Raw genomic sequence first — 26424 nt, 5'->3', positions numbered from 1 at the left:
GGGCGGTGTGCCGCTTCTCCGCGGTGTTCGTCTTCTCCGCGGCGTTCGGCAGCGCATCCGCCGTCAGCGCATCGCCTCGGAGAGCTTGACGCGCCCGCCGGTGCGCAGGACCGCGCGCCGGTAGATGCGCGCGCCGAGCATGAGCGTGCCCACCGTCGCCAGGAGCATCAGGACCGCCGCCACGGCGATCTCCCAGGCGAGCACCTGGCCCCCGGCCATCCGTACCGGCATGACCATGGAGGAGAACGGCGGCACCAGGGACAGGATCCGGGCCACCGAGCCGTTGGGCTGGACCGCCGCGTAGTAGGCCACCAGGTAGGTGACCATCATGAGCATCGTCATCGGCGTCAGGACGCTGTTGGCGTCCTCCTGCCGGGAGACCAGCGATCCGAGCGCCGCGGCCAGCGCCGCGAAGAACGCATAACCCAGGACGAACCAGAACAGGGCGCTGAGCACGATGCCGGTCATGCCCGGGGGCAGGTCGGCGGCGAGGCCGGTGGCCGCGGCCGCGCCGAGACCGGCCACGATGATCACGACGAGGTTCGCCAGCGCGAGCGCGCCCAGTCCCACGATCTTGCCGCCCAGCAGCTGCCAGGGGCGGACCGAGGTCAGCAGGATCTCCACGATCCGGCTGCCCTTCTCCTCGACCACCCCCATCGCGACGTACATGGAGGAGTAGATGAGCAGGAAGAACAGCACCATGACCAGCAGGGACGCGATGCCCGCCCGCACGCCCGCGTAGCGGGCGTCGGCGCCGACCGAGACCTGCTCCAGGGGCGCGACCTGCATCGCCTGGGCGACCTTGGCCGGATCGAGGCCGGCGTCGGCCAGCCGGCTCTGGGCCTGGACGGTCTGGTTGGCGTTCTCCAGCAGCAGGCCCAGCTCGCGGTCGACCTCGCCGTCGGCGAGCACCCTGCGGCCGTCCACCACGGCGGCGTCCAGGTCGCCCGCGGTGAGCGCGGCGCGCGCGGCGTTCTCGTCGGGCAGGTCCCGGACGGTGATCTTCACGTCCTCGGCCGTGCCGGTCAGGGCCGGTCGCAGCGCCTGCGACTGCGTCCCGGCGAGTCCCACGGTGTAGGAGTCGGGCCCGGAGAAGAGCGTGGGCAGGTACGCGACCGCCGCGACCAGCACGGCGCTCACCACCAGGCTGATGACGAACGCCTTCGTACGGGCGCGCGTGACGATCTCGCGTCGCGCGACCAGCCAGAGCCCGTTCATCGCCGCACCGTCCCCTCACCCGAGGGCGTCACGCCCGCGGTCGTCGTGTCCGTGTTCGTGCCGTTCGTGGCCGGGCGCGTCATGCGACCGCCTCCCGGAAGATCTCGGTGAGCGTGGGCCGCTGCCAGCCGAAGTGCTCGACCCTCCCGGCCTTGATCGCCAGGTGCAGGACTTCCTGGCCGTCGCCGTCGACGCCCGCGACGAGCACCTCGTCGCCCCTCTCGGTGACCTCTCCCGGCAGGGTGGCGGTCCAGCCCGGGGCGGCGTTCCTGACGACCACCCTGAGCAGGCCGCGCCCGCCGCGGTCGCGCAGGCTCTCGGTCGTGCCGCTGGCCACCATGCGGCCCGCGGAGATGATGCCGACCGAGTCGCAGAGCCGCTCGACGAGGTCGAGCTGGTGGCTGGAGAAGAGCACCGGCACGCCCGTGCGGCAGCGTTCGGTGAGCACCTCGGCCAGCGCGTCGACGGCCAGCGGGTCCAGCCCGGAGAACGGCTCGTCCAGGACCAGGACCTCGGGCCGGTGCACCAGCGCCACCGCGAGCTGCGCGCGCTGCTGGTTGCCCAGCGAGAGCGTGTCCACCGCGTCACCGGCGCGTTCGGTGAGCGAGAGCCGCTCCAGCAGGTCGCCGGTGGCCTTCCTGGCCTCGCCCGCGCCCATGCCGCTGAGCCTTCCGAAGTACTCGATCTGCTCGGCGACCTTCATCTTCTGGTAGAGGCCGCGCTCCTCGGGCATGTAGCCGAACCTGCGGCGGTCCTCGAAGGTCAGTTCCCGGCCGTCGCGGCGCACGGTGCCCGAGTCGGCGGTCAGCACGCCCATCAGGATGCGCATCGTGGTGGTCTTACCGGCGCCGTTGGCCCCGACGAAGCCGAACATCTCGCCCGGCCGTACCGAGAACGTCACCCCGTCCAGGGCGGTCTTGTCGCCGTAGCGTTTGTGCAGGTCGTCAATTTCGATCATGAGGGGGACCCATCGGTGAGACGTCTCAGCACGGAGACGTAGTCGTGGAACGCCCGGCGGCCCTCGTCGGTGAGGGCCAGCCAGGTGCGTGGGCGCTTACCCACGAAGGCCTTCTCCACGCGGACGTAGCCGGCCTCTTCCAGGGTGATGACGTGCTTGGACAGCAGGGAGTCGCTGACCTCTATCGTGTCGCGCAGAAAGCGGAACTCGGCCCGGTCGGTGACCGCCAGCGCGGCCATGACCGAGAGCCGGACGGGCGCGTGGATGACGTCGTCGAGCTCGTGACGGGGGTGTGAACCCGCGCCGCCCGCTCCACCCGTGCCGTCCGTGCCTCCCGCGCCGTCCGTGCCTCCCGCGCCGGTCGTGCCGCCCGCGGCGTTCGTGCCGTTCGCGCCGCCCGTGCCGTTCGCCTGGCTCACCGTGCCGCCCGCAGCACCCGCCAGGCGGCGTAGAGGGGAGGCAGGCTCGCGCAGGCCGCCAGCACGACCAGCGCCACCTTCCAGCCGGTACCGGGATCGTCGGGGACGAGGAACAGGCCGACCAGGAAGACGACCGCGACGGCGCCGAGGTAGGTGACCGTGACCGGCCCGGTCGGCCTGCCGGCCCAGGTGACCTCGCGGTCCTCGACGCTCATCCTGCCGAGATACCAGGTGGACGCGACGGTCAGGACGAGCCACAGCAGGCCGACCGTCAGCTGGGACCAGGCGGGACCGAAGTTCATGACCGGCCAGTACACGATCGTGGCCAGGCCGACGATCAGGTAGATCAGCCCGGCGACGCGCGCCGGGCGCCGGGCGCGCCGGTCGACCTCGCCGATCCGGCGCAGCGCCTCCTGGGGTGTCAGCTCTTCCTTCACGCCTCCTCCTCTGCTCATGTTCTCAAACAGTAATGGATACTCAACTCGCGTTCAAGTAGTCGCGTGTTGTTCACTACTAGGAACCGGCTTTTGGGGTAGCCGGTACCTCTCTGGGACACTGTGGCGATGCCGGAGCAGGTCGTCCGCCACGCGGAGCGGGTTCCGCGGGCAGGGTGGGGAGAGTGATGACGAGCACGTTCGTGACGGTCGGTGTGGTCGGTCTGGGCACGATGGGCGCCGGGATCGCCGAGTGTTTCGCCCGCGCGGGGATCTCCGTGATCGGCGTGGAGGCCGGTCCGGAGGCGCTGGCACGGGGACGGGGTCACCTGGAGGACTCCACCGGACGCGCGCTCGCCAAGGGCAGGCTGACCGAGGCGGCCCGCGCGGAGATCCTCGGCAGGGTGACCCTGACGACCTCGCTGGAGGACCTGGCCGACGCCGACCTGGTGATCGAGGCCGTCCCCGAGGTCATGGACTTCAAGCGGGCGATCTTCACCGACCTGGACCGCATCTGCAAGCCGTCCGCGGTGCTCGCCACCAACACCTCCTCGCTCTCGATCACCGCGATCGCGGCCACCACCACCCGGCCGGGCCGGGTGATCGGCATGCACTTCTTCAACCCCGCGCCGGTCATGAAGCTGATCGAGGTGATCCACACGATGGTCACCGACGAGGGTCTGGCCGAGGAGGTGGCGGAGCTGGCGCGGCGGCTCGGCAAGACCCCGGTCACCGTCGGCGACCGGGCCGGTTTCGTGGTCAACCGGCTCCTGCTGCCGTACCTCAACCACGCCGCCGTCCTGCTGGAGAGCGGCCTGGCCGGCCGCGACGACATCGACACCGCGATGCGGCTCGGCGCGGGGCTGCCGATGGGCCCCTTCGCCCTGCTGGACCTGATCGGCCTGGACACCTCCTACGAGGTGCTGAGCGTGCTGTTCCAGGAGAGCCGCGACCGCCGCCACGCGCCCGCGCCGATCCTGCGCGAGCGGATCTCGGCCGGCCTGCTCGGCCGCAAGGCGGGCGGCGGCTTCTACGGGCCCGGCGAGCACGCCGACACCTCCCACACCTCCCACACCTCCGGCGCCCCCGGCCCGTCCGCGGACGAGCCCTCGCCGAAGCGGGTCGCGGTCCTGGGCGAGGGGGGCGACGCCTTCGCCGCCCGCCTGGCCGATGAGGGCCTCACGATCACGCCGGTGGAGGAGGCCGAGGCGGTCCTCGCCCTGTCCAGCGTCCCGGTGATCGAGCTCGCCCCGCGGCTGCCGCACCCCGAGCGCCTGGTCGGCGTGCACCTGGTGGGCGAGGGCGTCGCCGAGGTCGCCTCCACGGTGCTGACCGACCCCCGGGTCGCGCGCGCCGTGCAGAGCCTGGTCCGGGCCGCCGGTCGCGTCCCGGTGCCGTGCCGGGACCGTGCCGAGTTCGTGGTCGACGCGCTGCTGTACCCGTACCTCAACGACGCCGTCCGGATGTACGACTCCGGATACGCGACCTGCGAGGACATCGACGTCGCCATGCGGCTCGGCTGCGGCTACCGGCAGGGCCCGTTCGAGACGATCGACGCACTCGGCCTGGAGACCGTCCGCGACGGGCTGCGCGCCCTCTACGCGGAGTACCGCGAACCGTTCCTCGCGCCCGCGCCGCTGCTGGAGCAGCTCGTCGCGGCCGGGGTCCGGAGCTTCCGAGACCGGCCGTGAGCCCTCGCAGGGCACGCCGCGCCGGCCCCTTCGACCGCGACGGCAAGGGGACGGCACGCCCGGTGGGCGCCTTCGTGCCCGGCCTGGACAGTACCGAGGAGTGGCCCGACGGTGAGTGGCGGGTGCGCAGGCTCACCGGTGGCGCGGCGGACAAGGTCTACCGCTGCCCCGGCTGCGACCAGGAGATCGGGGCGCGCGTGCCGCACGTGGTGAGCTGGCCGGCCTGGCCCGGCGGCGAGGACGAGCGCAGGCACTGGCACACCGCGTGCTGGCGCAACCGGCTCAGGCACGGCCCCGGCCGCAGCAGATACTGAACGACCGACGACGCGGATCTGAGGAGAGACATGGAGATCAGGGCCTCCACGGTGCTGCCCGCGCGCAGGGAGCCGATCGAGCTGCACACCGGTGACGGGCTGACCCTCGTCGGCGAGCTGGCCCTCCCGGCCGACCGGCCCCCGGTGGCCACGCTGGTCTGCCTGCACCCGCTGCCCACCCACGGCGGCATGATGGACAGCCACGTGTACAAGAAGGCGGCCAACCGGCTTCCCGCCCTCGCCGACCTGGCCGTGCTGCGGTTCAACACCCGCGGCACCACCTCCGAGCGGGGCACCTCCCAGGGCGCCTTCGCCGAGGGCGAGGGCGAGCGCCTGGACGTCGCCGCCGCGCTGGAGTACGCCGACTTCCACGACCTGCCCCGGGTCTGGCTGGTCGGCTGGTCCTTCGGCACCGAGCTGGCGCTCAAGTGGGGGCACGACCCGCTGGTGCAGGGCGCGATCCTGCTCTCCCCGCCGCTGCGCCGGGCGGGCGACGCCGACCTCGACGCCTGGGCGCGGTTCGGCCGGCCGCTGGTCGCGCTGGTGCCCGAGTTCGACGACTACCTCCGCCCGCAGGAGGCCCGCGAGCGGTTCGCCCGGGTGCCGCAGGCCGAGGTCGTCGGGGTGGACGACGCCAAGCACCTGTGGGTCGGCGAGCCGTACGTGCGGATCGTGCTCGACGAGATCGTCCGGCGGGTGAACCCGGCGGCCCACCCCCTGCCCACCGAGGTCGCCGACCAGCCCGGCCAACCCGACCCGGTCGGCCGGCCCGGTCAGCCCGGTCAAACCGGTGAGGAGGACCGGACCGACCGGCCCGCCGAGGTCGCGGGCCCCTAGACCCGCCCGGTCCGTGCCCCCGCCGGGATCTTCGTGACCGTATCGGCGGGACCGTCCCGTTCACCGGCGGCGCGATCACCCCGCCGCCGGGAACGGCGGGCGATCAGGGGGTGCCGGGGACGGGCCGCGGGAATACGGTGGGGGCGTGCAGCTGTACACACGCTCGGCGGGTGAGGGACTTCCGGTCGTCCTCCTTCACGCCTTCCCCCTGTCCTCGGCCATGTGGCTGGCCCAGCGGGAGGGCCTGGCCGAGGTCTGCAAGGTCATCACGCCCGACCTGCGCGGCTTCGGCGGCTCGGTGCTGGGCGAGGACGAGCCCTCCCTGGACGTGATGGCCGACGACGTCGCCCGGCTGCTGGACCGCGAGGGCGTCGACCGGGCCGTCGTCGGCGGCCTGTCCATGGGCGGCTACGTGACGATGGCCCTGTGCCGCCGCCACCCCGACCGCCTGCTGGGGGTGATCCTCGCCGACACCAAGGCGAGCGCCGACCCCGAGGAGGCCAGGTCCGGCCGCGAGCGGATCGCCGACGACGTGCTGAGGGAGGGCACGTCCGTCCTGGTGGAGAAGGTGCTGCCCGGCCTGCTCGGGCGGACCACGCTGGAGCGCAGGGCGATGGTCTCCGGCCGGGTGCGCGGGCTGGTCCAGGCCGCGCCGCCGGTCGCCGCCGCCTGGGCGCAGCGGGCCATGGCCGCCCGCCCGGACTCCTTCGACACGCTGCGGGCGCTCGACGCGCCGGTCCTGGTGATCGTGGGCGAGGAGGACGAGATCACTCCGATCGCGGTCGCGGACGCGATGGCCGAGGCCGCCCCCGACGGGCGGCTGGCGGTGATCGAGAAGGCCGGTCACCTCAGCGCGATCGAGCAGCCCGAGGCGTTCAACCGGGCGGTGTCGGCCTTCGTCGCGGAACTCGGCGGGGGATCACCCCGCCGCTGAACGGCACGGGGACCGGCTCCGGGACCGGCCCGGGTCCCGTACGCCGGAGGGATCGGGCGGGGAGCACAGGAAGAGAGCCCGGCGACCGCGATGGTCGCCAGGCTCTCCGGTAGCCGTCGTCAACGCCCCGAGCCGTCGGCCGCCCTACTCCTGCCACCACTCCGCGTCGTCGTCCTTGGTCTCGGCCCTGGCGGGAGCCGGGACCGGCTTCTCGGCACCGTTGGCGCTCGCGGCCGGAATGGCCGGCTTCGGCGGGGCCGCGGCGATCGCGGGCTCCGGCTCGGCGGGCGGCAGCGGCGCGCCACCGAGGAGCTGGCGCAGCTGGGCGAGGTGGCTGGTGATGCTGTCGCGCTGGCGGGTCAGCTCGTCGACCTGGCGCTGGGCGACCGAGCGGCTGCGCTCGGACTCGGCCTTGGCCTCGGAGACGATGGACTCGGCGCTCGCCTTGGCCTCCGACACGACCTGGTCGGCGTTCTTGCGCGCGTTGGCCAGCAGCTGCTTGGCGTGCGTGTCCGCCTCGCGACGGGTCTGCTCGGCCTGCTGGGTGGCCTGGGTGGCCCGCTGCTCGGCGGTGGCCGCCCGCTGCTCGGCCTCGGCGACCAGCTTCTGGGTCGCGGCCTGCGCGGTGGCGTGGCGCTCGGCCTCCTGGCGCTCGGCGTCCTCGCGCCGGGCGGCGAGCTGGATCTCGAACTCCGCCTCGTCCTGGGCCCGCTTGGCCTCGGACTCCTCCAGCACCCGCTGTGCCTGGGCGCGCATCTCGTCGGCCTGGCGCTTGGCGGTGGTGAGGACCTCGTCGCGCTCACGCTTGGTCGAGGCGCGCAGCTGCGCGACCTCGCGCTCGGTGGTGGTGCGCAGCTTGGCGATCTCGCGCTCGGCGTCGGCGCGCTTCTCGGCCACCTCGTGGTCGGCGGTGGCCCGCAGCTTGGAGACCTCGCGCTCGGTGGTGGAGGTCAGCTCGTCGGCCTCGCGGCGGGCGGTCGAGCGGATCTCCTCGGCGTCGCGCTCGGCGCTGGTGCGCATCTCCTCGACCTCGCGGGTGGCGAGGGCGCGCTTCTCGGCCGCCTCGTTCTCGGCGGCGGCGCGCAGGTCCGCGGCCTCGACCTTGGACGCCGCCTTGATCTCGTTCGCCTCGGACCTGGCGGCCTGCACGAGCTCGGTCGCCTGCTCCTCCGCCAGGCGGAGCAGCTGCTCGATCCGGGCGCCGAGGCCGGAGTAGGTCGGGCGCTCCTGCTCCTGGAGCTGCCTCTGCGAGTCGGACAGCTCCCGCTGCAGGGCCTGAACCTGCTCCCGGGCCTGTCGCAACTCGCCGTCGACCTGCTTCAGATGGTCGTGCACCTGGTGCCGGTCAAAGCCACGGAGCACCACGTCGAATTCCCGAGCGGGAGCGTCCTCGAAGAAGTTGTTGAGCTGGGCGTCGATGTCGGACTGCATGGAGGCTCGATCCTGGGTTGTCGAGACGGCTACACGGGCCGGACGGGGGTTTCAGGCATCCGAAGCGGGAGCCGGGGCGGGATCCACGTCCGGTGGTACGCCAGCGTACTCCGCCGGTGCCGAGTTGGCTGTCTCGTCCGGCTTTATGAGTGACTTGTTACGTATCAGCGTTTCTTGCCTCCTGCGTGGTCTCCGGCTGCCCTTCCGCGGCCTGTACGAGCTCGGTGAGCATGCCCCCGACGTCCTTGGGGTGGAGGAATCCGATCGAGGAACCCATCGAGCCGTGGCGCGGCGTCTCGTCCAGCAGTCGCACCCCCCGGGAGCCGACCTCCTCCAGCGCCCGCGCGACGTCCGGGACGCCGAAGGCGACATGATGCACCCCCTCCCCGCGCTTGGCCAGGAATTTGCCGACCGGCGTGTCGGGCCCGAGCGGTTCGAGGAGCTGGATGTACGATCCACCGCCCTGCCCGTCGGAGATGCGCAGCATGGCCTCCTTGACTCCCTGCTCCTCGTTGATCTCACGTGCCACCACCGTGAGGTCGAAGGTCCGCTGGAAGAAGGCGATCCTCTCCTCAAGGTCGTGACAGGCGATTCCCACATGGTCGATGCGCATGAACATGGGGTGTTCCTCCATGGCGGTCGCTGAGGTACTCATGGGTATGGTGGCAAAGTCGCCCAACGTCCCGCCAGGGAGGCCCCTGTTATGTCTGGTTCCGTCATCGTCGCCGGAGCTCGTACGCCCATCGGACGCCTGCTCGGCTCGCTGTCCGGACTGTCCGCCGCCGAGCTCGGCGGCATCGCGATCAAGGCCGCGCTGGAGCGCGCCGGCGTCGCCCCCGACGCCGTGCAATACGTGATCATGGGGCAGGTGCTCCAGGCCGGCACCGGCCAGATCCCGGCCCGTCAGGCCGCCGTGAAGGCGGGCATCCCGATGACCGTCCCCTCGCTGACGATCAACAAGGTCTGCCTGTCGGGCATGGACGCCATCGCCCTGGCCGACCAGCTCATCCGGGCCGGTGAGTTCGACATCGTGGTCGCGGGCGGCATGGAGTCCATGTCGAACGCCCCGCACCTGCTGCCCGGCATGCGCAGGGGCGTGAAGTACGGCGGCGCCGGCGTCGTCGACTCGATGGCCGTCGACGGCCTCACCGACGCCTACGACCAGGTGGCCATGGGCGAGTCCACCGAGCGGCACAACACCCGCCACGGCGTGACCCGCGAGGAGCAGGACGAGTTCTCGGCCCGCTCCCACGCCCTCGCCGCCGCCGCGATCAAGAACGGGACGTTCGACGACGAGATCGTCCCGGTGGCCATCCCGCAGCGCAAGGGCGACCCGGTGATCGTCTCCGCCGACGAGGGCGTCCGCGGGGACACCACCGTCGACGTCCTGGCAGGCCTGAAGCCGGCGTTCGCCAAGGACGGCACGATCACGGCCGGTTCGGCCTCGCAGATCTCCGACGGGGCCTGCGCGGTGGTCGTGATGTCCCGGGCCAGGGCCGAGGAGCTGGGGCTGACCTGGCTGGCCGAGATCGGCGCGCACGGCAACGTCGCCGGCCCGGACAACTCGCTGCACTCTCAGCCCGCCAACGCGATCAAGCACGCCCTGGGCAAGCAGGGGCTCTCGGTCGACGACCTGGACCTTCTGGAGATCAACGAGGCCTTCGCCCAGGTCGTCCTGCAGTCGGCCAGGGAACTCGGCGTGGGGCTCGACAAGGTCAACGTCAACGGCGGCGGCATCGCGATCGGCCACCCCATCGGCGCCTCCGGGGCGCGCATCGTGCTGGCCCTCGCCCACGAGCTCAAGCGCCGCGGCGGCGGTCTCGGCGCGGCCGGGCTCTGCGGCGGCGGCGGCCAGGGCGACGCCCTGATCCTGCGCGTCCCCTCGGTCTGACCGTGGAGGTCTCCGACCTGGTCGAGATGGCCAGGGCCGGCCGGCCCCGGGCGGTGGCCCGGCTGATCTCCATGGTCGAGAACGGCTCCCCGCGGCTCCGCGAGATCACCGCCCTGCTCTGCGCGGACCGGCCGCGGCGGGCCAGGATCATCGGCCTGACCGGTTCGCCCGGCGTCGGCAAGTCCACCTCGACGGGGATGCTCGTCCAGGCGTTCCGCAAGCGCGACCTGCGGGTCGGCGTGCTCGCCGTCGACCCGTCCTCGCCGTTCACCGGCGGGGCCCTGCTGGGCGACCGGGTCCGGATGCAGGACCACGCCACCGACCCGGACGTGTTCATCAGGTCGATGGCCAGCCGCGGGCACCTGGGCGGGCTGTCGTGGGCCGCGCCGCAGGCGCTGCGCGTCCTGGAGGCGGCCGGGTGCGACGTCGTCCTGGTGGAGACCGTCGGGGTCGGCCAGGCCGAGGTGGACATCGCCTCGCTGGCCGACACCACCATCGTGCTGCTCGCCCCCGGGATGGGCGACGGCGTCCAGGCGGCCAAGGCGGGCATCCTGGAGATCGCCGACGTGTTCGTGGTCAACAAGGCCGACCGCGACGGGACCCAGGCCACCGTCCGCGAGCTGCGCAACATGCTCGCCCTGGTCGAACGGCCCTGGAGACCGCCGATCGTGCCGACCGTGGCCTACCGGGGGGAGGGGGCCGAGGAGGTGGCCGACGCCCTCGACGCCCACCTCGCGTACCTGGAGTCCTCGGGCGAGCTCGTCCGGCGGCGCCACGCCAGGGCCCGCGACGAGATCGAGGCGATCGCCCTGGCCGCGCTGCGCTCGCGCTTCGCGCACCTGCACGGGGACCGGCGCCTGGACGCCCTGGCCACCCGCGTCCTGGACGCGGGACTCGACCCCTACACGGCGGCGGACGAGCTCATGGAGGCCACCGGCTGACCCCGGACCCTCCGGCCGGGACCGCTCGCACGGCGGTCCCGGCCGGAGGGCGGTGGTGTCACGGCCCGCGCGGGCGCCCGTCCCACCCGGGCACCGGCCGCGGGTGCGGGGGTATGGGGGGTACGGCGGGGGTCAGGGCTCGTCGGTGAACTTGACGACGACCTTCGTGAAACCGAGCCCCTTCAGCATGCCCTCAAGCATGATCTTGGTGTTCTGGTCGGCCCGCTTGCGCAGGTCGCTGGCCACCGCGGCCTCGGTGATCTTCTTCTCGGCCAGCATGTACAGCTCCCGCTGGTCGTTCGGGGAGGAGGACAGCAGGTCCTCGACCCGGTCGAAGAGACCGCGCTGCTGGGCGTGGACGTAGGAGCGCTTGTTGTCCAGGTTCGCCTTCTCCAGCTGGGCGCGGGGCAGCCTGACCGTGACCTCGGTGCGGTCGGGGGAGACCGTCAGCGCGCCCTGGGCGATGCCGCCGAAGTCGACGTAGGCGTCGACGCTGCCCGCGCCGACGAAGAGCGTGCGGCTGCCCTTGACCGCGTCGGGCAGGAAGGCCGCGTCCTTCTCCAGGTCGACCACCACCTGGAAGTTACCAGTGGCGGCCTCGAAGCGGCTGAGGTTGTGAATGGACTCCAGCAGCACGGGCTGGCTGCGGTCGACCGTGGCCTCGCCGAACGGGTTCAGCGACGACCAGGCCAGCCGGGCCCCCACCGCGAGGAGGACCGCGACGACGAGGAGCGTGACGAGGAGCGGCCAGCGACGCCTGCGCGGCGGCGCCGGTGGCGTGCCGGGCGGAGCTTCCTGGGAGGCTTTCACAGCGCTCTCCTTCCCCGGACGGTGGTCTTCTCACCCGGAGCCTATGCCGATCTTGTCAGCCCCGGGGTGACGGTACCGTGGCGCCCTCGGCGTAGGGGAGGCTCCACGGGGCCGCCGGGGTGCCGGCCGGTGACGGCGGCGGCCCGCCGGGTGCCCGGTGGGCCGGTCCGGGACTCGGCTCGGGCCCGATCGAGGCGCCCCCCGCGCCCTGGCCGGCCTGGCCGTCCCCTCCGGTCTGCCCCGTCCTGGTGGCCTGGCCCGTCTGCCCCCCGAAGTGGGTGCTCTGCAGCCTGCAGCCGGTGAAGTCGGTGTAGTAGAGCCGGAGCCAGTCGCGTCGCTGGACGTCGGTGAGGCCGGAGAACCACGCCGCGGCGTACCGGTGCTCGGCCAGCGGCCCGCCCGGAAGCGGCTCCCCCCTCAGCCAGGCCGTCACGATGTCGCGGTACCCCGCGGCCGGGGTGGCGTCGCACCGCGAGGCCAGGCCGTCGACGAACTCGTCGGCCGCCTTCTCGGCGAACCCCGCGGCCAGGTCGTCCACGTGGATCGCGATCACACCGGCCGACAGGGGGGCCTCGTCGTCGCGGGAGTGCTGCTCGACCCGGGAGAACTCACCCGGGGTCCCCGCCAGCCGAGCCGCGATCTTGACGAACTCCGCGCTCAGCTCGGGCAGCCCGGCGCGCATCCCCGGGTGCACGCAGACCATGATCGGCCATTCCTGGCAGCTGTAGACCACCCGCTGCGCCGAGACCGGCTGCTGCTCGGTGAAGAGCCTGGCCATCCCGGTCCCCGCCGCCAGCACCGCGATCAGCGCGGCGGCCAGCACCAGCGCCTGGCGGGTCACCACGGCCGCCCAGCCGAGCAGCAGCGCCGCGCTGATCCCCACCAGCCAGAGCGTCTGGTCGGTGAACGCCGCCGCGTTCAGCCCCCGGAACGGGTCGTACGGCTCCCGGGTGGCGGGGGCGAGCCGGTCGCCCCAGGCCGGTCCCTGCGACAGCCAGGTGAACAGGCTGTAGCAGCCGAGCCCGGACAGCACCGGCGTGATCGTCCAGGGCATCAGCCAGCCGGTCACCCAGCCGATCACGACGTACAGCGCCAGCCCGGCCGCGCCCATCACCAGGCCGCTGGGCAGCAGCCGCCCGGCCTGCTCGGTCATCATGGTCCTGACCGCCAGGACCATCACGGTGGCGGTGAACGCGCCCCCGGCCACCACCAGGATCGCCAGCGGCGCCCGTACCGCCTGCCACGGGGTCATCGCCCGGCCGCCCGCCCCGCGCCGCCTGCGCACCGCCACCCAGGCGGCGAAGGCCGCAGCCACCGGGCCGGTCAGCCGGAGCGAGCCGATCACCGCGACGATGATGTTCTCCCACGCGCTGACACCGGGAACCAGGACGCTCCACGCCGCGGCCACCCCGAGCACGAGCAGGATGGCGACCGCCATCAGCCCGCTCTGCCGGAGTTCCTCGCGCGAAACGCCCCTGCGCTCACGCACCGGCGGGCGTGGTGGGAACCCACGCCGCGTCGGTGTGACCGGTATCGGTCCGGCGTTCGGACGCCGTCACGTTGTCGTTCATCAAGACACCCCCCGTGCCGTGAATGTGCCGTGAATGTGTGGGCGCCGGTCCCCTCGGCGCCGGTCCGGCTCGCGTCCCCCGCAGGCCGGACTGAGATCATCGCGGCCACTTGGCCACGGCCTCACCATTCGATGTGGGAACCATAACGGAGCGTGATGTTTGGCGCCCGGGTTCTTGGTGAAGCCATCAGCGCGGTGACTCTGCGCGTCCGGACGGACCGGCGTGAGGCCGCGCTACCGTAGCCCTGTGGGCACAGGTCAGCTGAATCTCCCGTTTGACCCCATCGAACGCGCCGCCTCGACGTGGCGCGTTCACTTCGGGCCCTCCTCGGCCATGGCCGCCGTCACATCGATCATGAGAGCGCACCAGATCCTGCTGTCGCAACTGGACACGCTGCTCAAACCACATGACTTGACCTTCGCGAGGTACGAGGCCCTGGTGCTGCTGACCTTCAGCAGGACGGGGGCGCTGCCGCTGTCGCGGATCGGCGAGCGCCTGATGGTGCACCCCACGAGCGTGACCAACACCGTCGGCCGCCTGGAACGCGCCGGGCTGGTACGCCGCCTGCCCAACCCGCGCGACGGCAGGGGAGTGCTGGCCGAGATCACCGACCGGGGCCGCGAGGTGGTCCGGCTGGCGACCGCCGACCTGATGGAGGCCGACTTCGCCATGTCCGCGTACGGGGAGGAGGAGCTCGGGCAGATGTTCGAGCTGTTCAGGACGTTGCGGGTGGCGGCGGGGGATTTCAGTGTTGATGGCGACGCTTCGCGTCGCGGTTCGTCCGCTTAGATCCGGCTCTGTGTTCATGGCGACGCTGCGCGTCGCGGTGAGTCCGCTCTGATCCGGCTCTGTGTTCATGGCGACGCTGCGCGTCGCGGTTCGGCCGCTCGAACCCGGCTCCTTCCCTCGTCACTCATCCGCTTCGCTCCTTCGCTCCTCAGTCCAGTCGCCGGCGCGGCCTCACGGCGCTCCTTGGTCCAGTCGCCGGCGCGGCCTCACGGCGCTCCTCGGTCCAGTCGCCGGCGCGGCCTCACGGGGCGGTCCCCGGGGTGGGGTGAGAGGGGTTTTCCCTCAGGGCGGATCGAAGGGGTGGGCGGATCGCTGGCCAAGAATTAGTAGGACGTCCTAGTATCTTGGGGAGGCCACAAGCCGGATTGAAGCCATATGCCGTACAAGGGGGTTGGCCATGGACGCCGAGCAGGTCGAGGCGGGACGGGCGCGCTGGCAGGCGCGGTTCGACGGGGCGCGTAAGCGCGATGCCGAGTTCCGGACCCTGTCGGGGCTCGACGTCGAACCGGTCTACGGGCCCGGCGGCGCCGACCCGCGGATGGAGCGCATCGGCTGGCCCGGGGAGTTCCCCTTCACCCGCGGCCTGCACCCCACCGGCTACCGGGGCAAGGCGTGGACCATCCGGCAGTTCGCCGGGTTCGGCAACGCGAAGCAGACCAACGAGCGCTACAAGATGATCCTCGGCGCGGGCGGCGGCGGGCTGAGCGTCGCCTTCGACATGCCGACCCTGATGGGCCGAGACTCCGACGACCCGCGCTCGCTCGGCGAGGTGGGCCACTGCGGCGTGGCGATCGACTCCGCCCTCGACATGGACCTGCTCTTCGACGGCATCCCGCTCGGCGACATCACCACCTCGATGACGATCAGCGGCCCGGCCGTCCCGATCTTCTGCATGTACGTCGTGGCCGCCGAGCGGCAGGGGGTGCCGGTCGGCAAGCTCAACGGGACCCTGCAGACCGACATCTTCAAGGAGTACATCGCGCAGAAGGAGTGGCTGTTCGCCCCCGAGCCGCACCTGCGGCTGATCGGCGACCTGATGGAGTTCTGCGCCTCCGACGTCCCGGCGTACAAGCCGCTCAGCGTCTCCGGCTACCACATCCGCGAGGCCGGCTCCACGGCCGCGCAGGAGCTGGCGTTCACCCTGGCCGACGGGTTCGGCTACGTCGAGCTGGGCCTGTCGCGCGGGCTGGACGTGGACGTCTTCGCCCCCGGCCTGTCGTTCTTCTTCGACGCGCACATCGACTTCTTCGAGGAGATCGCCAAGTTCCGCGCCGCCCGGCGGATCTGGGCGCGCTGGCTGCGCGACGTGTACGGCGCGAAGACCGACAAGGCCCAGTGGCTGCGCTTCCACACCCAGACGGCGGGCGTCTCGCTCACCGCGCAGCAGCCGTACAACAACGTGGTGCGCACCGCGGTCGAGGCGCTCGCGGCCGTGCTGGGCGGCACCAACTCGCTGCACACCAACGCGCTGGACGAGGTGCTGGCACTGCCTTCGGAGAAGGCCGCGGAGATCGCGCTGCGCACCCAGCAGGTGCTCATGGAGGAGACCGAGGTGGTCAACGTCGCCGACCCGCTCGGCGGATCCTGGTACGTGGAGGCGCTGACCGACCGGCTGGAGGCCGAGGCCGAGGCGATCTTCACCAAGATCCGGGACATGGGCCCGGACGGCACGATGACCTCCGGCATCCTGCGCGGCATCGAGGACGGCTGGTTCATGTCCGAGATCGCCGAGGCCGCCTTCGACTACCAGCGCAAGCTGGAGAAGGGCGAGAAGCGCATCGTCGGGGTCAACTGCCATACGGCCTCCATCGACGAGCCGCTGGAGATCCTCCGGGTCAGCCACGAGGTCGAGCGCGAGCAGAACCGCGTCCTGGCCGAGCGCCGCGCCGGGCGCGACCAGGCGGCGGTGGACGCCGCCCTGTCGGAGATGGTGCGCGTCGCACGGGGCGACGGCAACATGATCCCCGCGATGCTCGACGCCGCCAGGGCCGAGGCCACGCTGGGTGAGATCTGCGACGCGCTGCGCGCCGAGTGGGGCGTCTACACCGAGCCGGCCCGCTTCTAGCGGCGGCGGACCTTCCGGCGACGGACCGGGGCATCGACCGGGATACGGCAGGATTGGAGCATGAGCCCAGCGGACTTCACTCGACCCGGATCGCTCTACGGCGCCGTGGACCTCGGCGCACGCAAGCAGGCACTTGAGGCACAGGCGCGGCGGGAGACCGCCGCGCAGGAAACCGGCGGTGTTCCGGCGCCGGTCCTCGACGTCGACGACGCCAACTTCGCGGCCGAGGTCGTCGAACGCTCCATGAACGGCCTCGTGCTGCTGGAGCTCACCGTCACCCGTGCCGAGCAGGCCAAGCAGTACAGCCTGCTGCTGGAGAAACTGGCCGCGGAGAACGCCGGCCGGTTCACCCTCGCCAGGGTCGACGTCGAGCTCAGCCCGCAGATCGCCCAGGCCCTGCGGGTGCAGAACGTGCCCGCCCTGTACGCCATCTTCCAGGGGCAGCCGGTGGCGGTCGTGCCCGGCATCGCCACCGAGCCGCAGCTGCGCGACTGGCTGTCGCAGCTCATGGAGGCCCTCGCCCAGTACCTCCCGCCCCCCGGCGAGGAGCCCGAGCAGGGGCAGGAGCAGGCGCAGGAGCCCCCCGTCGACCCGGACGTGCTCGCGGCCGAGCGGGCCGTCGACGCCGGTGACCTCGACGGTGCCGTGGCCGCCTACGAGCGGCTGCTGGCCCGCTCGCCGAACGACCAGGACGCCAAGCTCGGCCTGGCCGGTCTCGGCCTGATCCGCCGGACGCAGGACGTCGACCCGGCCGACCTGCAGAGCCGCCTGGGCGACCCGGCCGACATCGAGGCCCAGCTCCTGGCCGCCGACTTCGACATGCTCGCGGGGGAGGTGGACAGGGCCTTCGACCGCCTCGTCGACGTGGTGCGCCGCACCTCGGGAGCCGACCGCGACAGGGCCAGGGTGCACCTGCTCGGCCTGTTCGACACCCTCCCGGGCGACGACCCGTCCATCGTGCGGGCCCGCAGGAACCTGGCCAGCGCGCTGTTCTGACCTCCCGCCGGGTTCGCGACGCCGAGCGGGGCGCGCGGACCCGGCCGGTGGTGGCACGATGGGAGTCATCCCAACCAAAGTCAGTCGCAAAGGAGCGGATTGGCTGTGGCCACCGTGCCGAGTGTGTCGTACTCCATCACCGTACGCCTGGAGGTGCCCGCCGGCGGCAAGGCCGTCAGCCAGCTCACCCACGCCGTAGAGTCCGCCGGAGGCGTGGTCACCGCGCTCGACGTGACCACGGCCGGGCACGAGACGCTGCGCATCGACGTCACCTGTGCCGCGCGTGACACCGACCACGCGCAGGCGATCGTCGACAAGCTGGAGGGCGTCGAGGGCGTCGTCATCCACAAGGTCTCCGACCGCACCTTCCTGATGCATCTCGGCGGCAAGATCGAGATGAAGTCGAAGGTGCCGCTGCGCAACCGCGACGAGCTCTCCATGGCCTACACCCCCGGTGTGGCCCGGGTCTCCATGGCCATCGCCCGCAACCCCGAGGACGCCCGCCGCCTCACCATCAAGCGCAACACCGTCGCGGTCGTCACCGACGGCTCGGCCGTGCTCGGCCTGGGCAACATCGGCCCGGCCGCCGCGCTCCCCGTCATGGAGGGCAAGGCCGCGTTGTTCAAGCGGTTCGCCGACATCGACGCCTGGCCGATCTGCCTGGACACCCAGGACGTCGACGAGATCGTGCGGACCGTGCAGATCATCGCCCCGGGCTTCGGCGGCATCAACCTGGAGGACATCTCGGCGCCGCGCTGCTTCGAGGTGGAACGGCGGCTGCGCGACCTGCTGGACATCCCGGTCTTCCACGACGACCAGCACGGCACCGCGATCTGCGTGCTCGCCGCGCTCACCAACGCGCTGCGCGTGGTCGGCAAGGACCTCGGCGAGGTCCGCATCGCCCTGGCCGGCGCGGGCGCGGCCGGTACGGCGGTGCTGCGCCTGCTGCTCGCGGCCGGCGCGCGCAACGTGATCGTCTGCGACTACCTGGGCGCGGTGCACCGCGGGCGCGACGACCTGGACGAGTCGCTGCGGTGGATCGCCGACCACACCAACACCGAGGGCTACTCCGGCGACCTGCGCGGTGCGGTCAAGGGCGCCGACGTGTTCGTCGGCGTCTCCGCGCCGGGCATCCTCAACGGCGACGACATCGCCACGATGGCCAAGGACGCCGTGGTCTTCGCGCTCGCCAACCCCGAGCCGGAGGTCTCGCCCGACGCCGCCCGGGAGCACGCCGCCGTGGTCGCCACCGGCCGCTCGGACTACCCGAACCAGATCAACAACGTGCTGGCCTTCCCCGGCGTCTTCCGCGGCCTGCTCGACGCCCAGGCCACGATCGTCAGCCAGGAGATGCTGCTGGCCGCGGCCAAGGCGCTGGCCGCCGTGGTGACCGCCGAGGAGCTCGGCCCCAACTACATCGTCCCCAGCGTGTTCCACCCGGACGTCTCGGCCGCCGTCGCGGCGGCGGTACGCGAGTCGGCCGGCGGCCGGGCGCGTACCGGCATGACCGAGGCCTGACGGCGGGCCGCGGACCTCGCGCCCGGACCGCACGGCCGGACCTCGTGCCCGGATCTCGTGCCCGGATCCGCGTCCCGGGACGCGGATCCGGGGCCGTCGCGGGCGTCGTCGCGGGCGTCGTCACGGGCCCGTACGCTCCGCGGAGTGGCCCGGCGTGCGCGGCCGGTGACACGGACCGAGGTCCGGGCATCGGAAAGGCAGGGGGGAGCAGCGCTCAGGGGGGTTCACCCCTCATGATGGAGGTATGGCGGAGGCGATCTACGTCGGTGGACTCCTGGTGGCGACCCCGCAGCTGGAGGATCCCAACTTCCGGCGCAGCGTGGTCCTGGTGCTGGAGCACGACCTCGACGGCGGCACCCTGGGCGTGGTGCTCAACAGACCCAGCGACATCTCGGTGACGCAGGTGCTTCCCACCTGGGACACCATGGTCACCGGCCCGTCCGTGCTGTTCCAGGGAGGGCCCGTCCAGACCGACAGCGCCCTGGCGCTGGCGGCGGTGCCCAGCGGGCAGGAACCGCTGGGCTGGCGGCGGCTGCACGCGGGCATCGCGGCGGTGTCCAGGCTGGGCACCGTCGATCTCGACGCGCCCCCGGAGATCCTCGCCGGGGAGATCGCCCAGATGCGCATCTTCGCGGGCTACGCCGGCTGGTCGGCCGGGCAGCTGGAGAGCGAGATCGGCGAGGGCGCCTGGTACGTCGTGGAGTCCGAGCCCGGTGACACCTTCCACCACGATCCCGAGTCGCTGTGGCGGGCGGTGCTGCGCCGCCAGCGAGGCGAGCTCGCCTACGTGGCCACCTGCCCGGACGACCCCTCGATGAACTAGCGGCCCACGCGATCCGCCGGGCCCTCCCGGTGGCCCGTTCCGTGCGGTCCGGCCGTCCCGCGGTCCCCCCGTCCCGCGTGATCCCGCGATCCTCCCGGCGGCTCGTCCCGTGTGATCCGGCGGCCCTTCGGCGACCCTTCGACGGCCCTCCCCGGCCACCGGTGGCCAGGACGGGCGCTCGCGGGCATAAAATCGCCAGGGTGAGTACGAAGATTCTCCCTGAGAGCGACGTCCGCCCGGACCTGTCGCACGGCGACGGCGACCACGAGCGCTTCGCCCACTACGTCGAGAAGAACAAGATCATGGAGAGCGCGCTGAGCGGATCTCCGGTCCGCGCGCTCTGCGGGAAGGTCTGGGTGCCCAACCGCGACCCCCAGAAGTTCCCGGTCTGCCCGGAGTGCAAGGAGATCTACTCGGGCCTGCCGAAGGGCGAAGACGGCAACAAGGAATGAGTGTTGCTCGCGGGTGATCGCCGCGGATGAGGCTACGGTCGGGATGTCGCCGGGGGGCGGCGAAACGACCAGCGCCTGGATCTGTCGGGGGAGTCCATGTTTCGGCGTGCGATCGCCGTTCTTTCCGCATGCCTGTTCACGGTGGGCGTCGACGCGCCCCGCGCGCACGCCGCCCCGGAGCCGCCGCGAGGACCCGCCGTCCCCGCGCAGGCCACGGGCCCGGCCGCTCCGGCGTCGCCCGGTGGCCCGGCCGTGCCGCTCACGCTCCCGGTGACCGTGCCCACCTGGGTGCACGTCCTCACCGACGGCCGCCTGGGCGCCCCCGAGACCGCGGTACGCGACCAGATCGCCACGCTCAACGCCGCCTACTCCGGGAAGCTCGGCGGGGCCGACACCGGGATCCGGTTCAGGCTGGACGGCGTCACCCGTACCGTCAACGCGGCCTGGTTCCGCGATCCCGTCGTCCACGAGCGGGAGATCAAGCGGTTGCGCCGGGGCGGTCCGGAGACCCTCAACCTTTACCTGGCCCAGCTCGGCGAGCTGGTGCTCGGCTACTCCACCTACCCGCACGGGTACACCAAGGCGCCCACCCTGGACGGCGTGGTCGTCGACTGGCGCAGCCTGCCCGGCGGGGCGATGCGCAGCTTCGACCGCGGGTTCACCGGCGTCCACGAGATCGGCCACTGGCTCGGGCTGCTGCACACCTTCGAGAAGGGCTGTGAGGCGATGGGCGACGGGGTGGCCGACACCTCGCCCCAGGGACGCCCCACCGAGGGCTGCCCGCCGGTCAAGGACACCTGCGAGGGCGACGGGCCGGACCCGGTCCACAACTTCATGGACTACTCCGACGACCGCTGCATGTCCGGCTTCACCGCAGGTCAGGCCATGCGGATGCGGCAGATGTGGGCCGCGTACCGGGCAGCGGAGGCGAACACTACCCTTGACGGGTGACAGTACCGAAGACACCTGACGCTACACACGAGGTCCCCAGGGTCTTCGGCCCCGAGTACCGCACCGCCTCGCTGGGGATCATCCTCGTCGTCACGCTGATCGCCTTCGAGGGCATGTCCGTGGGCACCGTCATGCCCGCCGTCTCCAAGGACCTCGACGCCCTCGACCTGTACGGGGTGAGCTTCTCGGCCTTCCTCATCGCCGGGCTGCTCGCCAACGTCGTCGCCGGACTCTGGTCCGACCGGCGCGGGCACGCCTGGCCGTTCCTGCTCGGCGTGGGGCTCTTCACCGCGGGCATGGCCATGGCCGGGGCCGCCGTCTCCAAGGAACTGTTCATCGTGGCGCGGGCCGTGCAGGGCCTCGGCGGCGGCGCCGTCATCGTGGCGATCTACGTGATGATCGCGCGCGTGTACGTCCCCGCCACCAGGCCCCGGATCTTCGCCGCGCTCTCGGCCGCCTGGGTGCTGCCCGCCCTGGTCGGCCCCGGCCTCAGCGGCCTCATCGCCGGGACCGTCGGCTGGCGGTGGGTCTTCTACGGCATCGTCCCGCTGGTCGTGCCCGCCCTCGTGATGCTCCTGCCCGCGCTGCGCGGTGGACGGGACCCCGACGACGCCGCCGCTCCCGTGCCCGCGGGGCCGCGCTCCCGGCCGCTGGCGATGACCCTGGCCGCCACCGCCACCGCGGTCGGCGCCGGAGTGCTGCTGTACGGCGCGGACCGCCTCCACCAGACCCCGCTGCCCGGCGCGGTCGCCGTCGTCCTCGGCCTGGTGGCCCTCGGCGCCGGGCTGCCGAGGCTGCTGCCCCCGGGCGCCCTGCGGTTCGGCCGCGGCCTGCCCACCACGCTCATGATGCGCGGGGTGCTCGCCTCGGCGTTCTTCGGCGTCAACGCCTTCATCCCGCTGGTCCTCACCGAGGTCCGCGGCTTCTCCGTCGGCCAGGCCGGCATCGCGCTGACCATCGGCGCCCTGGGCTGGACCAGCGGCTCCTACCTGCAGAGCCGCCGCTCCTACGACCGTCCCCTGCTGGTACGGATCGGCGCCGCCGCGATCACCACCGGCATCCTGCTCACCCTGCTCGCGCTGGTGCCCGGCGTCACCGGCTGGATCACCGTGCCCGCCTGGGTGATCGCCGGGTTCGGCATGGGCATCGGCACCACCAGCGTCAACATCACCGCGATGCGCCAGTCGCCCGACGCCGAGCAGGGCGCCAACTCGGCCGCGCTCCAGGTCGTCGACACCCTGGGCAGCGCGCTCACGATCGGCTTCGGCGGTGTCATCGTCAACCTGATCGGCCACGACGACATCGGCACCGGCTACGCCACGCTCACCGTGCTGATGGCCTCGATAGGACTGCTCGGGGTGATCGTGGCCGGCCGGATGCGGGACATCTCCTGACTCATTGGTCACTGGCGTAACAGCGCTCGCGCATGGCCGGACCGCGCCCTCGCGGGCGTGGTAGGACGGTATGACCTGACCGCTTGCAGGAGGCGCCGTGCACGAACGATCCCGGGGATCGGATCCGCCGGACGAGCGCTCGCACCTCACCTGGCCGCCCCGGATCCCCGAGCCGGGTGACGACCTTCCTCCCTCGGCCCGCTGGTACGGCACCCCCGTCGCCCCGCCCGAGCGCGAGCCCGGGCGCCTGCGCCGCGTGCTGGTCGTCCTGCTCTCCCTGGCGGCCGTCGGCGCCGTCCTCGCGGGCGTGGTCGCCCTGGTCCTGTGGGCGCTGCCCACCACGCCTCCGGGCCGGGTGACCGATCCGGTCGCGGGGGTCAGCTACCCGCTGCCCGACAGCTGGTCCGCGGGCATGACGCCACCGGTCACCGCGTTCACCTCGGTCGTGGGCGACGGCGCCAACACGACCGTCATGGTCATGCCGGTGGAGCCCGCCTCCGACGTGCGCGCCACCACCGTCGAGCTCAGCGAGCTGTACGCGCGGCTCCTGCTGCACGGCGACGAGGTGAAGGTCGTGGACGACACCGAGATCTCGGTGGGCCCGCGCACCGGGTACACCCGCTCCCTGCGCGCCGAGTACCGGGACGTGGTGAACCGGCCGTCCTACCTGCGCGTGGCGCTCCTGGTCGGCCGCGGCCGGCCGGTGGTCGTGGTCGGGATGGCCCAGCCGGACGACCCGGCCTTCAGGGCCGAGATCAACACGGTGATCGCGGGCCTGCGCTGAGAGGTGATCCCTCTCCTCGTCCTTCTCGTCGCGGGCCCGCCCCGCCCCCCCCGCCACGACGGCCCCCCCGCCCAGGTCACCGGGCCGTACGGCCCGCCGGACAGGGCTTCGCGGGCCCCTAGCACGCCGGAGGAGCCTTGGCGAGGATCTCGGCCGATCGGCACGTCCTGTCGGCGACGACGATTACGCTGGGGACACTGTGAGCACTTTCGCCGCATCCCACCTGCCGCCCTCGTATCCGGACCGTGCCGCCTGGGGCACCGCGCCGAAGCTTCGCGCGTGGCAGCAGGAGGCATTTGACCTGTACACCCGCCGTGAGCCGCGCGACTTCCTCGCGGTCGCCACCCCGGGAGCGGGTAAGACGACCTTCGCGCTCCGCATCGCCAGCGACCTCCTGTCGCGGGGGATCATCCGCGCTGTGACGATCGTCACACCGACGGAGCACCTCAAGCAGCAGTGGGCGGACGCCGCGAGCCGGGTCGGCATCGCGATCGACCCTGAGTTCAAGAACAGCCAGGGCGCCACCTCCCGCGACTACATCGGGGTCGCGATCACCTACGCCCAGGTGGCCATGCACCCCGCGCTGCACCGCGCCCGCACCGAGGCCCGCAAGACCCTGGTGATCTTCGACGAGATCCACCACGCGGGCGACGCGAAGTCCTGGGGCGACGGGGTGCGCGAGGCGTTCGAGCCGGCCACCCGCCGTCTCGCCCTGACCGGCACCCCCTTCAGGTCCGACGTCAACCCCATCCCCTTCGTCACCTACGCCGAGGACGGCGACGGGGTCCGGCGCAGCGTCTCCGACTACTCCTACGGCTACGGGCCGGCGCTCGCCGACGGCGTCGTGCGGCCGGTCATCTTCCTCGCCTACGCGGGCGAGATGCGCTGGCGGACCCGGGCGGGCGACGAGATCGCCGCCACCCTGGGCACCCCCCTCACCAAGGACCAGCTCGGCCAGGCGTGGCGGGCCGCGCTCGACCCGAAGGGCGAGTGGATCCGCCAGGTCCTGCGGGCCGCCGACCGGAGGCTGACCGAGGTGCGCCGGGGCGTTCCCGACGCCGGGGCCCTGGTCATCGCCACCGACCACGAGACCGCCCGCGCCTACGCCCGCCACATCCGGACCATCACCGGCGAGGGCGCCACCGTCGTGCTGTCCGACGACCCCACGGCGTCCAAGAAGATCAAGGAGTTCTCCGCCTCCGAACAGCGCTGGCTGGTCGCGGTCCGGATGGTCTCCGAGGGCGTCGACATCCCGCGCCTGGCCGTCGGCGTCTACGCCACGAGCATCTCGACCCCGCTGTTCTTCGCCCAGGCCGTGGGCCGCTTCGTCCGCGCCCGCAAACGGGGCGAGACCGCGTCCGTCTTCGTGCCCTCCGTGCCGACCCTGATGGGGCTGGCCGGGGAGATGGAGGCCGAACGCGACCACGTGCTCGACCGAAAGCCGCCCGAGGAGGGGCTGGACGACCTCCTGATGGAGGACGCCCAGCGCAAGAAGGACAATCCCGACGTCCTGGGCGACGAGCTGCCGTTCGAGACCCTGGAGGCGGTCGCCACCTTCGACCGGGTGCTGTTCGACGGCGGCGAGTTCGGCAGCGCCGCGGAGACCGGCTCCGCCGAGGAGGAGGACTTCCTCGGCCTGCCCGGCCTGCTGGAGCCCGACCAGGTCCGGACCCTGCTCAGCAAGCGCCAGTCCGACCAGCTGAAGGCCAGGCGCGGCAAGCCCGAGCCCAAGGAGCCGGAGGTCGCCCCGCACGAGGTGATCGCCGCCCTCCGCAAGGAGCTCAACGGTCTCGTCGGCGCCTGGAACCACCGCACCGGCCAGCCGCACGGCGTCATCCACGCCGAACTCCGCAGATCCTGCGGCGGCCCGGCCATCGCGCAGGCGTCCGCCGAGCAGATCCAGGAACGGATCGCCAAGATCCGCCACTGGGCCACCCAGCGCTCCCACTGACCGGCCACCGGGGCGGACGGCCCGGACGGCGGGGCTGGCGACTCGGGCCGGATCGGAGGGAAGGACGGCTCGGGCCGCGGGCGCGGGCCGTCCGGTCACCTGACGGCGCGGTTCCGGTGGCGCAGGACCACGGTCGCGCACCCGTCCGTCCCGTCCGTCCAGAAGGGCGTCACGCCCCGCGACGCGTCCCGCTGACGAGCGGGCCATACCCGCTGCGGCGTGGGCGCCGAGCCGGCACAGGAGTCGGCCCGCACGTCCCGCCGGGCCGCCTGCTGTGCCTCGGGCTCGGCGGACGAGGCCTGGCCCTGGACGGCGGCCGAGGAGGCGGCGACGACCGGGGTCCGCGAGGGGAGGCGGGCGGCGTCGGTGGCCCAGATCGTGGCCCCCTCCAGCGCGACCAGCGCCAGCACGCTCGTCATCCGCACCAGCCTCCCGCCGCGGAAGAGGTTCCACAGGCACAGCGGGGTCAGGACGAGCCAGGAGACGCCGAGTACGAACATGTGAGGTCACCACCGGTAGTGAGAGATATTCACTCCCTGTAATACTCCTGTCCTGCCTGGTGTCCGCCGGGTTTACCCATCCATGCCGATCGGGTAATCGTTCGGATGCTCAGAGTGAACGCCCTTGGTAGTCTGTCGCCGCAACAACACCGGGCCCTCTCACCGGTTCCCCCTGATCCTTCTTTCGAAGAGGACGCGTGTCGGCCGAGATGATTCGTACCGAGATCATGGAGTACGTGGCTCCGATGTTCGAGCAGATCATGGCGAAGATGGACACCCTCGCCACCAAGCAGGATGTCGACGAGCTACGACGAGACGTGGCGAAGTGCGCCACGAAGGAAGAACTGGCCGAGGTCAGGCAGGACGTGGCCAGGTGCGCCACGAAGGAGGAGCTGGCCGAGGTCAAGCAGGACGTGGCCGAGCTCAAGGTGGACATGGCCGAGGTCAAGCAGGACGTCGCCGAGCTCAAGGTGGACGTGGCCGTCCTGAAGGTGGACATGGCCGAGGTCAAGGAGGACGTGGCCGGTCTCAAGGTGGACGTCGGTGAGCTCAAGCAGGATGTGGCCGAGCTCAAGGTGGACATGGCCGAGGTCAAGCAGGATGTGGCCGTCCTGAAGGTGGACATGGCCGAGGTCAAGCAGGATGTGGCCGTCCTGAAGGTGGACATGGCCGAGGTCAAGCAGGACGTCGCCGAGCTCAAGGTGGACGTGGCCGTCCTGAAGGTGGACATGGCCGAGGTCAAGGAGGACGTG

General features: G+C 72.2%; 26 protein-coding genes. 17 read left to right on the top strand and 9 right to left on the bottom strand.

Annotated elements, in window-relative coordinates; translation table 11 throughout:
• Positions 1-63: 63 nt before the first annotated feature.
• From ACIBCT_RS11730 to ACIBCT_RS11715, 4 genes are all read right to left on the bottom strand, one after another.
• Positions 64-1218, bottom strand: a complete 1155-nt coding sequence (locus tag ACIBCT_RS11730; protein WP_399187450.1) for an ABC transporter permease — start codon at positions 1216-1218, stop codon at positions 64-66.
• Positions 1219-1297: 79 nt separating this feature from the next.
• On the bottom strand, positions 1298-2176 hold the full coding sequence (locus tag ACIBCT_RS11725; protein WP_399187449.1) for an ABC transporter ATP-binding protein: 879 nt from the start codon (positions 2174-2176) through the stop codon (positions 1298-1300).
• Positions 2173-2595 carry a winged helix-turn-helix domain-containing protein gene (locus tag ACIBCT_RS11720; RefSeq protein WP_399187447.1) on the bottom strand — a complete coding sequence of 141 codons (423 nt, stop codon included), beginning with the start codon at positions 2593-2595 and terminating at the stop codon, positions 2173-2175. Before ACIBCT_RS11720 ends, ACIBCT_RS11725 begins: the two co-directional genes overlap by 4 nt.
• Positions 2592-3032: a hypothetical protein gene (locus ACIBCT_RS11715; protein ID WP_399187445.1), complete on the bottom strand. Its 441-nt coding sequence runs from the start codon at positions 3030-3032 to the stop codon at positions 2592-2594. Before ACIBCT_RS11715 ends, ACIBCT_RS11720 begins: the two co-directional genes overlap by 4 nt.
• A 185-nt stretch (positions 3033-3217) precedes the next feature.
• Here ACIBCT_RS11715 and ACIBCT_RS11710 point away from each other — a divergent pair, with 185 nt between their 5' ends.
• The 4 genes from ACIBCT_RS11710 (at position 3218) to ACIBCT_RS11695 (ending at position 6805) form a co-directional block, all read left to right on the top strand.
• On the top strand, positions 3218-4720 hold the full coding sequence (locus ACIBCT_RS11710) for a 3-hydroxyacyl-CoA dehydrogenase family protein (protein WP_399187443.1): 1503 nt from the start codon (positions 3218-3220) through the stop codon (positions 4718-4720).
• Positions 4717-5034, top strand: coding sequence for an ATP/GTP-binding protein (locus ACIBCT_RS11705; protein WP_399187441.1), 318 nt, complete (start codon positions 4717-4719; stop codon positions 5032-5034). Before ACIBCT_RS11710 ends, ACIBCT_RS11705 begins: the two co-directional genes overlap by 4 nt.
• A gap of 30 nt (positions 5035-5064) precedes the next feature.
• A complete protein-coding gene (locus ACIBCT_RS11700) occupies positions 5065-5871 on the top strand; it encodes an alpha/beta hydrolase (protein WP_399187439.1) in 807 nt (268 codons plus the stop codon).
• A 145-nt stretch (positions 5872-6016) separates the two neighbouring features.
• Complete coding sequence (locus ACIBCT_RS11695) at positions 6017-6805, top strand: alpha/beta fold hydrolase (RefSeq protein WP_399187437.1); 789 nt, start codon at positions 6017-6019, stop codon at positions 6803-6805.
• A 144-nt stretch (positions 6806-6949) separates the two neighbouring features.
• On the opposite strand, the gene ACIBCT_RS11690 is transcribed toward ACIBCT_RS11695, so the two are convergent.
• Positions 6950-8236, bottom strand: coding sequence for a DivIVA domain-containing protein (locus ACIBCT_RS11690; RefSeq protein WP_399187435.1), 1287 nt, complete (start codon positions 8234-8236; stop codon positions 6950-6952).
• Between the two features lie 157 nt (positions 8237-8393).
• Positions 8394-8855, bottom strand: a complete 462-nt coding sequence (gene mce, locus ACIBCT_RS11685) for a methylmalonyl-CoA epimerase (protein WP_344888579.1) — start codon at positions 8853-8855, stop codon at positions 8394-8396.
• An 84-nt stretch (positions 8856-8939) separates the two neighbouring features.
• On the opposite strand from mce, the gene ACIBCT_RS11680 reads away from it, so the two are divergent.
• Positions 8940-10127: an acetyl-CoA C-acetyltransferase gene (locus ACIBCT_RS11680; protein WP_399187433.1), complete on the top strand. Its 1188-nt coding sequence runs from the start codon at positions 8940-8942 to the stop codon at positions 10125-10127.
• A 2-nt stretch (positions 10128-10129) separates the two neighbouring features.
• Positions 10130-11068, top strand: coding sequence for a methylmalonyl Co-A mutase-associated GTPase MeaB (meaB, locus tag ACIBCT_RS11675; protein ID WP_399187431.1), 939 nt, complete (start codon positions 10130-10132; stop codon positions 11066-11068).
• A 132-nt stretch (positions 11069-11200) separates the two neighbouring features.
• Here the strand turns inward: meaB and ACIBCT_RS11670 are convergent, their stop codons facing one another.
• Both ACIBCT_RS11670 and ACIBCT_RS11665 read right to left on the bottom strand, forming a co-directional pair.
• Positions 11201-11878: a DUF4230 domain-containing protein gene (locus tag ACIBCT_RS11670; protein WP_399187429.1), complete on the bottom strand. Its 678-nt coding sequence runs from the start codon at positions 11876-11878 to the stop codon at positions 11201-11203.
• A 55-nt stretch (positions 11879-11933) separates the two neighbouring features.
• Positions 11934-13367: a hypothetical protein gene (locus tag ACIBCT_RS11665; RefSeq protein ID WP_399187427.1), complete on the bottom strand. Its 1434-nt coding sequence runs from the start codon at positions 13365-13367 to the stop codon at positions 11934-11936.
• Between the two features lie 304 nt (positions 13368-13671).
• Here ACIBCT_RS11665 and ACIBCT_RS11660 point away from each other — a divergent pair, with 304 nt between their 5' ends.
• The 10 genes from ACIBCT_RS11660 to ACIBCT_RS11615 all read left to right on the top strand — a co-directional run bounded on the left by ACIBCT_RS11660 (position 13672) and on the right by ACIBCT_RS11615 (position 25172).
• On the top strand, positions 13672-14238 hold the full coding sequence (locus ACIBCT_RS11660; protein WP_399187425.1) for a MarR family winged helix-turn-helix transcriptional regulator: 567 nt from the start codon (positions 13672-13674) through the stop codon (positions 14236-14238).
• A 397-nt stretch (positions 14239-14635) separates the two neighbouring features.
• Complete coding sequence (locus tag ACIBCT_RS11655; protein ID WP_399187423.1) at positions 14636-16303, top strand: methylmalonyl-CoA mutase; 1668 nt, start codon at positions 14636-14638, stop codon at positions 16301-16303.
• A 60-nt stretch (positions 16304-16363) separates the two neighbouring features.
• Positions 16364-17299, top strand: coding sequence for a tetratricopeptide repeat protein (locus ACIBCT_RS11650; protein ID WP_399187421.1), 936 nt, complete (start codon positions 16364-16366; stop codon positions 17297-17299).
• A gap of 105 nt (positions 17300-17404) precedes the next feature.
• Positions 17405-18817 (top strand): NAD-dependent malic enzyme, encoded by a 1413-nt coding sequence (locus ACIBCT_RS11645; RefSeq protein WP_399187766.1) that lies wholly within the window; start codon positions 17405-17407, stop codon positions 18815-18817.
• 244 nt (positions 18818-19061) lie between these two features.
• Entirely contained in the window at positions 19062-19640 is a 579-nt protein-coding gene (locus ACIBCT_RS11640; protein WP_344888026.1) for a YqgE/AlgH family protein, read from the top strand.
• Between the two features lie 200 nt (positions 19641-19840).
• Positions 19841-20092, top strand: a complete 252-nt coding sequence (locus tag ACIBCT_RS11635) for a DUF3039 domain-containing protein (RefSeq protein WP_399187419.1) — start codon at positions 19841-19843, stop codon at positions 20090-20092.
• A gap of 96 nt (positions 20093-20188) precedes the next feature.
• Positions 20189-21043 (top strand): M43 family zinc metalloprotease, encoded by an 855-nt coding sequence (locus tag ACIBCT_RS11630; RefSeq protein WP_399187417.1) that lies wholly within the window; start codon positions 20189-20191, stop codon positions 21041-21043.
• Positions 21040-22437: an MFS transporter gene (locus ACIBCT_RS11625; RefSeq protein WP_399187415.1), complete on the top strand. Its 1398-nt coding sequence runs from the start codon at positions 21040-21042 to the stop codon at positions 22435-22437. Before ACIBCT_RS11630 ends, ACIBCT_RS11625 begins: the two co-directional genes overlap by 4 nt.
• Positions 22438-22534: 97 nt before the next feature.
• Complete coding sequence (locus tag ACIBCT_RS11620; protein WP_399187413.1) at positions 22535-23221, top strand: hypothetical protein; 687 nt, start codon at positions 22535-22537, stop codon at positions 23219-23221.
• 199 nt (positions 23222-23420) lie between these two features.
• Positions 23421-25172, top strand: a complete 1752-nt coding sequence (locus ACIBCT_RS11615) for a DEAD/DEAH box helicase (RefSeq protein ID WP_399187411.1) — start codon at positions 23421-23423, stop codon at positions 25170-25172.
• A gap of 95 nt (positions 25173-25267) precedes the next feature.
• Here ACIBCT_RS11615 and ACIBCT_RS11610 read toward each other — a convergent pair whose 3' ends face one another.
• Entirely contained in the window at positions 25268-25672 is a 405-nt protein-coding gene (locus tag ACIBCT_RS11610) for a hypothetical protein (RefSeq protein ID WP_399187409.1), read from the bottom strand.
• A 209-nt stretch (positions 25673-25881) separates the two neighbouring features.
• On the opposite strand from ACIBCT_RS11610, the gene ACIBCT_RS11605 reads away from it, so the two are divergent.
• The coding region (locus ACIBCT_RS11605) for a hypothetical protein (protein WP_399187407.1) at positions 25882-26424 on the top strand (543 nt) is incomplete at its 3' end.

The sequence above is a fragment of the Streptosporangium sp. NPDC050855 genome (assembly GCF_044456585.1).
In the GTDB taxonomy this organism is placed as follows: domain Bacteria; phylum Actinomycetota; class Actinomycetes; order Streptosporangiales; family Streptosporangiaceae; genus Streptosporangium; species Streptosporangium longisporum.
Note: the sequence above shows the minus strand (reverse complement) of the source record. Positions and strands in the feature narration are given on the sequence as shown.